This window comes from Pseudoalteromonas sp. 1CM17D, assembly GCF_023161805.1.
Taxonomy (GTDB): domain Bacteria; phylum Pseudomonadota; class Gammaproteobacteria; order Enterobacterales; family Alteromonadaceae; genus Pseudoalteromonas; species Pseudoalteromonas atlantica.
This window is the reverse complement of the sequence record NZ_JALNTP010000006.1, coordinates 256,097-262,847: the sequence shown is the minus strand read 5'-3', so window position 1 is coordinate 262,847 and position 6,751 is coordinate 256,097. Positions and strand designations below refer to the sequence as shown.

The following is a 6,751-nucleotide window of genomic DNA, read 5'->3' as shown; positions in this document are numbered from 1 at the left end:
TGAATATTGGGTACCCATGGCACACCTCCTGAACTTATAGTTTAGTAAAGGTGGTGCACTTCGACCTTGAATCTGGCGTGGGTGTCATTATAATTTTTTTGTGGGTGTCATTATAATTTTTTTTAAGAGGCGATCATGTCAGTAGCACCAGTACAAAAGAGCTTGGTTTTATCAAGCAAGGGAATATTTTAGGCCGCGTTATATTTCATATAAAACAGCCTCGCTACAAGAATTAAAAGTAAGGCAATTTTGCCAGCAGCTTAATAAACTTTAGCTTGCTAATAAAAGCGGCTTGTAGGGCAGTTAGTGTGTTTAAGCTTGCTCGCAAAAATTGGCTTGGTATTTTTTGGTTAATATCAAAACAATAACGGCCAGTAATAAAGGCAAAAACGACGCCCATAAAACGGTGTGCCAACCGTACGCACTTAATAACCCACCTGATGAAAAAGAGCCTACCGCCATTAAGCCAAACACTATAAAGTCACTAAACGATTGAGCACGGTTTTTTTCTTCTGGCTTGTGCGTTTCTAGCACTAATGCGGATGCCCCTAAAAAGCCAAAGTTCCAACCTATGCCTAACAAAATTAATAGCGCGTAAAAGTGATATACACCTTCACCTAAAAAGCCTATAGCTGCTGAAATTGCAGTTAAAATAATACCAAAAACAGAAATACGAGCAGCCCCAAAACGCGCAATGAGCTTACCAGTAAAAAAGCTAGGTGCATACATAGCAATAACATGCCACTGCATTCCTAAGTTTGCTGACTCTTGGCTATGCCCGTGCATATGCATTGCCAAAGGTGCCGATGTCATTAAAAAGTTCATCACCATATACGATGCTGCACCACAAATAACCGCGCTTATAAATCGTGGTTGCAAAGCAATTGTTCTCAATGGTCTTCCTGAATATGCTTGATTTGCTAAAGGCTTAGCCAATTTAACGCCAAACAAAATAACACCAGCGAGAGCCGCGACAATGGCTTGTGCAATAAATGTGGCAGCAAACATTTTGTCTGACCACAGGTGCATGGTATGCGTTACTAACTGCGAGCCAATAATACCTGCAGCTATGCCACCGGCCATAACCATAGAAAGCGCTTGCGGGCGTTTATTTTCGGGCACGCCATCGGTTGCAGCAAACCGAAATGACAAGGCCACTGCCGCATAAGCGCCGCCCAATAGCGCAGACAAACAGTACAGCCAAAAGCTGTCTATATACAACGCAATAGTCGCTAATAGTCCGGTTAAAACACCCGCGCCAGTGCCTGCCATAAAGGCTGCACGCCGGCCATATTTTCGTGCTAATTCACCGGCGGGTAAAACACACAACGCCATTCCTAAAACAAAAATAGAAACAGGTAAAGTGGCTAAAAGTGCAGTAGGAGCAAGCAAGCTGCCCACTACCGCACCTGTTGCATATAGCGCAACGCTATTAGCTCCAGAAAGTGCCTGGGCTAACATTAAACGCCATAAGTTAGCTGTTTGAACTTGAGGGTCGCTTTGCTCAAGCCTATCTGAGTCTATAGCGTTTAATTTTTCCATGATTTCACTTTCCTAAAAGTATTCAAGGCGCTTAAAAGCAATTTATGGTTGAGGTATTAAAATGTCTAACGCCACTAAAAAGCGCGATACCATGTTGTAAGCAGCAACCGTTGCTACCGCTTCTACTGTTTGCGTTTCGCCAAATAGTGCTTTTAAACGTTCAATAACGTCGCCATCAACATTTACTTTAGTGGTTGATTGCTCAGTAAGCTCAAGCAAAGCCAGCTCCTGCTCAGAGAATAACTCAGCATTTACTACCACACTTTTAAGAGCCGTTGCTTTTTCATCGCTACCGCCAGCCTGTATGTATGCAGGGTAGTGCACATTCCATTCAAAATCGGCTTTGTTTAATACCGCTACACGCAGCATAATAAGTTCGCGATACTCAAGCGATAAGCCAAAGTTTGCTCTAACGCGCCCTAACAGCTCATTCCAGCCTTTAGCTAAAGGAAAGCTTTTTAGTAGTACTCTATCTATGCCTATTAGTTCACCGTTTGGACGACGACCTTGCATTTCGGCTAGTAGTTCGCCTGGGGCTTGCTCGCCATCTTGCCATGGCGTTACTCTTACTTGTGACATAATGTTTACTCCTAATTAAACGCCACTTTAGTCATTAAAGTGGCTAACTTGGAGCGAAAGCTTACGGGGAATGAACGTACTTAACCACAGAGATTATCTTTTACCATGGTAAATATTTTCTTTATTGCTGTATTTTATCAAAGTACTCCTGAGCTTTAATCTCTTTTAGCCCGCGGGTTTCCTACCTCTTTAAACAGCCATTCTTTAAATGCGTGTATTCTTGGCAGTTCAGCACATTCGGGGCGGTAAATAACGTAATACGCCAATGGTGATTCAAAATAAATATTAGGGAACAACCTGACTAATCGCCCTGCGGCTAGGTCATCTTTAGCCATTACACTGCGCGCTAAAGCCACACCGTGGCCGTCAATAGCTGATTGCAATACAGCCGCGGAGTTATTTATTTGAATGCTTTTAGTGGTTAAAGGGCCTGTTACTCCGGCTTTTTTTAACCACGCCGACCAAGACGGAAAACCAGTATGGTCATCCATTGACTGATCGTGTATCAGGGTTTCGTTCAATAGTTTATCAATGGTATTTAAGCGGTTTGAGTCTTCTAAAAATTTAGGTGAGCATACTGGGTATACCTCTTCATCCATTAGTTCTTCTGCGCTCAAGCCTTGCCAATTGCCTACGCCAAAGCGTATGCCTACATCTATACGCTGCTCAGTAAAATCAACAGGTTTTAAATTAGTATTTAAATTCACACTGGTTTGCGAACATATTTCTTGAAAAAAATGCAATCTAGGCAATAACCACTTGGCGGCAAATGCGGGGCTTACTGCCACTGTTAACGCGCCACTTATGGCGTTGTCTTTTAAAATGTCTAGTCCTTGGGCAAGTTTATTAAAGCCTTCGCGTATTAGTGGCAGGGCACTTTGCGCGGTTTCGGTGGTTACTAGCCGTGTTTTACCTGAGCTCATTCTATGAAACAGCGGCGTGTCGAGCCACTCTTCTAATGTTTTTACCAGCTGCCCAACGGCTGCAGGCGTTACATTTAGCTCTTCAGCTGCCGCTGAAAAACTTTGGTGCCTTGCGCTTGCTTCAAACGCTTTTAATGCATTGAGATGTATAGGTGATTTCATACGATAAACTTTTTCTTTACTGATGATTCAGATTATCTCGTTTGTTAAAGTAAGTAAATAAGTAAAAAATACCGCCCAAGCCAAATAGCAAGTTACTTGCTATTAGGCAACCCAATACTTTTTATTTATATAACAAATACAGCGCTTAGTGGCGCTTGGAGCAATAAACATGACTAAGCAATTTTTAGGTAAAAAATTACTCGTTATTGGTGGTACTAGCGGAATGGGTTTTGAAACGGCTCGATTAATTTTAGAGCAAGGCGGCCACGCTGTTATTGTTGGCCACCGTAAAGAAAAAGCCCAAGCAGCAAAAGAGCAGTTATCAGCTTTAGGAACTGTTGAGGTGTTAACCGCTGATTTAACCAGCGACGAAGGCGTGCAAAACTTAATTAACACACTTTCACAAGACCACGCAGACGTGGATTTACTGGTAAATGCGGCCGGTGTGTTTTTCCCTAAACCATTTTTAGAGCACGAAGCGGCTGATTACGATCAGTACATGCAAATTAACCGCGCACTATTTTTTATTACACAAAAAGTAGCCGCTAATTTAGTGGCAGCAAAACGCGCAGGCGCCATTGTAAATGTGGGTTCTATGTGGGGTAAGCAAGCTATTGCCGCTACACCATCGTCAGCGTATTCAATGGCTAAAGCGGGCTTACATGCGCTAACTCAACATTTAGCAATGGAATTAGCCGCGCACAACATTCGCGTTAATGCAGTATCGCCAGCGGTTGTACAAACGCCAATTTACGAAGGTTTTATTCCTAAAGCACAAGTAAACGATGCCCTACAAGGCTTTAACAGTTTCCACCCAATTGGCCGTGTAGGTACCAGCGAAGATGTCGCCAATACCATTGCTTTTTTACTTAGCGACAAAGCCGCTTGGGTAACGGGTGCAGTATGGGATATTGACGGCGGCGTAATGGCAGGTCGTAACAGCTATTAATAAATATTGTAAGCGCTAATGGGCTAAAGCTGCCCGTAGCTAAATTTAATCACTGGAGAACAAATATGGTTTATTTACAAATTACACTAAATGTTGACCACGGTAATAGAAAAGCAGCAGCAGAGGTTTTTAATACCTACAAAGCCCCATTTTTAGACACTGTAAGAGGGGCAGTTTCAAAAGAGTTATTAGCGCGTGATGAAGATGTACAGGTACTTCACGGCTTTGAAACTATTGAGCACGCTCATGAGTACTTAGAAAGCGATTTATTTAATGCAGATGTAGTTACCGCGCTCGCGCCACTACTTACTAATGAACCAGAAGTACGCATTTACTGCGTAGCTTAGTAAAAATTTAAGATAGGAAAGTAAAAAAATGTCACAAGATTGGAACGCGTACCGCACCGAAGTAATGAACACTGTAGGTGCGTTTGCTAAGCAAAGCCCAGATACCCTACGCGGATTAATGACAATGGATGGCGCTGGCGAAAAGACAGGCCACTTAACGCCTAAATTACATGAGCTAATAGCGCTCGCTGTTGCAGTAACAACACGTTGTGATGGGTGTATTGCGATGCACACTAAAAAAGCGGTTGAGCACGGCGCAACAATTGGTGAAATATCTGAAGCGTTAGGCGTTGCTGTAGCCTTAAATGCAGGTGCTGCGCTAACTTACAGTGCACGAGTACTTGACGCTCACGCACAATTACAAAACGCTTAATAAGCGTAAATTTATAGAGCAATAACTTATGTTATTGCTCTTATTTTATTTAGGTTGGACAAATGCGAGTCAATTCAGATTTTTCACAACAAGCTTCTATGCTAGCAAGTCAATATAGTTGGCAAACATCGCCTCAGGCGGGTGTTGAGCGGGTAATGCTCGACAGAATAGGCGCTGAAAAAGCCAGAGCAACTAGCGTAGTACGCTACGCGCCTGAGTCTACTTTTCCAAGCCATGCTCACCCCGGTGGTGAGGAAATAATGGTACTTTCAGGCACCTTTTCAGATGAGTCGGGCGACTATCCACAAGGTTTTTATTTACGAAACCCGCCTGGGTCTTCACATGCACCTAAAAGTAAAAGTGGCGCAACCATTTTTGTAAAACTGTGGCAAATGTGCGTAACAGAAGCCACCTCTGTGCGCATAAATACACACGATCCGGCTACGTGGATAACCCAAAATAACCGCCTAATATGCCCGCTTTATCAAGATGATAACGAAGTAACTAAACTGGTAAAGTTAACCCCGCAACAGCCCCTATTTGATAACCTAAAAGCACATAATGCCTTAGAGCTATTTGTACTGGGCGGCAGCGTAATACACAACGAGGTTGAATATACAAAAGGAAGCTGGCTAAGGCTGCCAAGCACGAGTAAAGCGTTAATATCTGCGGGAAATAACAGCGCTACAATTTACCTAAAAGTAGGTAATTTTATAAACATAGGCTGTGGAGGCTAAATAATGCGTACAAAAATTGCGATTATAGGCGGTGGGCTAAGCGGCGTGTATGCAGCTTACCAGTTAGAGCAATGCGGCATTACCGATTACATATTGCTTGAAGCCAGAGACCAATTAGGTGGCCGTATTATGGACTTTACAAGCCTGTCGCAAGCGACAACAAATAGCTTTGATCTTGGCCCAACATGGTTTTGGCCAGAGTTTCAGCCGCAATTAAATGCCATTATTAAAACCCTAAACCTAGAAACATTTGCCCAGTACGAGCAAGGCAATACGTTAGTAGAGCGCTCACATACACAACCGCCCACAGCAATACCCGGTTATACGCATGCGCCTACGTCTATGCGGTTAAAAGGTGGCATGGGCACCCTTATTAATGCCTTACATGCAAAGCTTAGCAACAAACACATAGTGACCGGCGCTTTGGTTAAAACAATTACCCACCAACACGGTAATATTGAAGTTAACTTTAGCACCTCAAAGACAACCGATCATAAAGTAAACGTTGAGCACGTAATGCTTGCGCTACCACCACGCTTAGCCGCAAGCCAAATAACATTTACCCCCGCATTGCCAAGCGATTTAGTAACGCAGTGGCAAAATACCGCAACCTGGATGGCACCCCACGCTAAGTATATTGCAGTGTACGATACGCCATTTTGGCGTAAGCGAACGCTCTCGGGCAGCGCCCGCAGCAGTGTTGGGCCAATGGCAGAAATACACGATGCATCAAATCCACAAGGCCAAGCGGCATTATTTGGTTTTATTGGTATACCCGCCGATGATCGAAAACGCATTAGTAATGAAGATTTAATCACCCATTGCAGAGCGCAATTAGTCAGGCTTTTTGGCACACAAGCCGCTACACCCAAAGCCGATATTATTAAAGACTGGGCACAAGACCCACTCACCGCAACACATTTAGATACACATGCGGCTAATACGCATACCCCAGCACCTTACATAACCGCGCAAAATGGCCCATGGCATCAAAATTTAGTCGGTATTGGCAGTGAATGGTCAGTGCAATTTCCGGGCTACGTTGCCGGTGCGGTTGATGCGGCAAATATAGGTGTTGAGCATTATTTAAAAAAGGTTAAAGCATGATGTGTAGAGGCTGAGGTTTGAGCTTAGTGCTT

General features: G+C 43.5%; 8 protein-coding genes. 5 read left to right on the top strand and 3 right to left on the bottom strand.

From position 1 onward, the window contains the following. Positions 1 to 312: 312 nt before the first annotated feature. From MSC25_RS12825 to gcvA, 3 genes are all read right to left on the bottom strand, one after another. Complete coding sequence (locus tag MSC25_RS12825) at positions 313 to 1,542, bottom strand: MFS transporter (protein WP_248443646.1); 1,230 nt, start codon at positions 1,540 to 1,542, stop codon at positions 313 to 315. Positions 1,543 to 1,584: 42 nt separating this feature from the next. Next, positions 1,585 to 2,121: a carboxymuconolactone decarboxylase family protein gene (locus tag MSC25_RS12820; RefSeq protein WP_248443645.1), complete on the bottom strand. Its 537-nt coding sequence runs from the start codon at positions 2,119 to 2,121 to the stop codon at positions 1,585 to 1,587. A 155-nt stretch (positions 2,122 to 2,276) separates the two neighbouring features. Next, positions 2,277 to 3,206, bottom strand: coding sequence for a transcriptional regulator GcvA (gene gcvA, locus MSC25_RS12815; RefSeq protein WP_248443644.1), 930 nt, complete (start codon positions 3,204 to 3,206; stop codon positions 2,277 to 2,279). Between the two features lie 169 nt (positions 3,207 to 3,375). Between gcvA and MSC25_RS12810 the strand changes: the two genes are divergently transcribed. From MSC25_RS12810 to MSC25_RS12790, 5 genes are all read left to right on the top strand, one after another. Beyond that, positions 3,376 to 4,155, top strand: coding sequence for an SDR family oxidoreductase (locus MSC25_RS12810; protein ID WP_248443643.1), 780 nt, complete (start codon positions 3,376 to 3,378; stop codon positions 4,153 to 4,155). 65 nt (positions 4,156 to 4,220) lie between these two features. After that, positions 4,221 to 4,502, top strand: coding sequence for a hypothetical protein (locus MSC25_RS12805; protein WP_096042628.1), 282 nt, complete (start codon positions 4,221 to 4,223; stop codon positions 4,500 to 4,502). Between the two features lie 28 nt (positions 4,503 to 4,530). Further along, positions 4,531 to 4,875, top strand: coding sequence for a carboxymuconolactone decarboxylase family protein (locus MSC25_RS12800; protein ID WP_096042627.1), 345 nt, complete (start codon positions 4,531 to 4,533; stop codon positions 4,873 to 4,875). A gap of 62 nt (positions 4,876 to 4,937) precedes the next feature. Next, positions 4,938 to 5,612, top strand: a complete 675-nt coding sequence (locus MSC25_RS12795) for a cupin domain-containing protein (protein ID WP_248443641.1) — start codon at positions 4,938 to 4,940, stop codon at positions 5,610 to 5,612. A gap of 3 nt (positions 5,613 to 5,615) precedes the next feature. After that, positions 5,616 to 6,719, top strand: coding sequence for an FAD-dependent oxidoreductase (locus MSC25_RS12790; RefSeq protein ID WP_055254279.1), 1,104 nt, complete (start codon positions 5,616 to 5,618; stop codon positions 6,717 to 6,719). Positions 6,720 to 6,751: the final 32 nt, after the last annotated feature.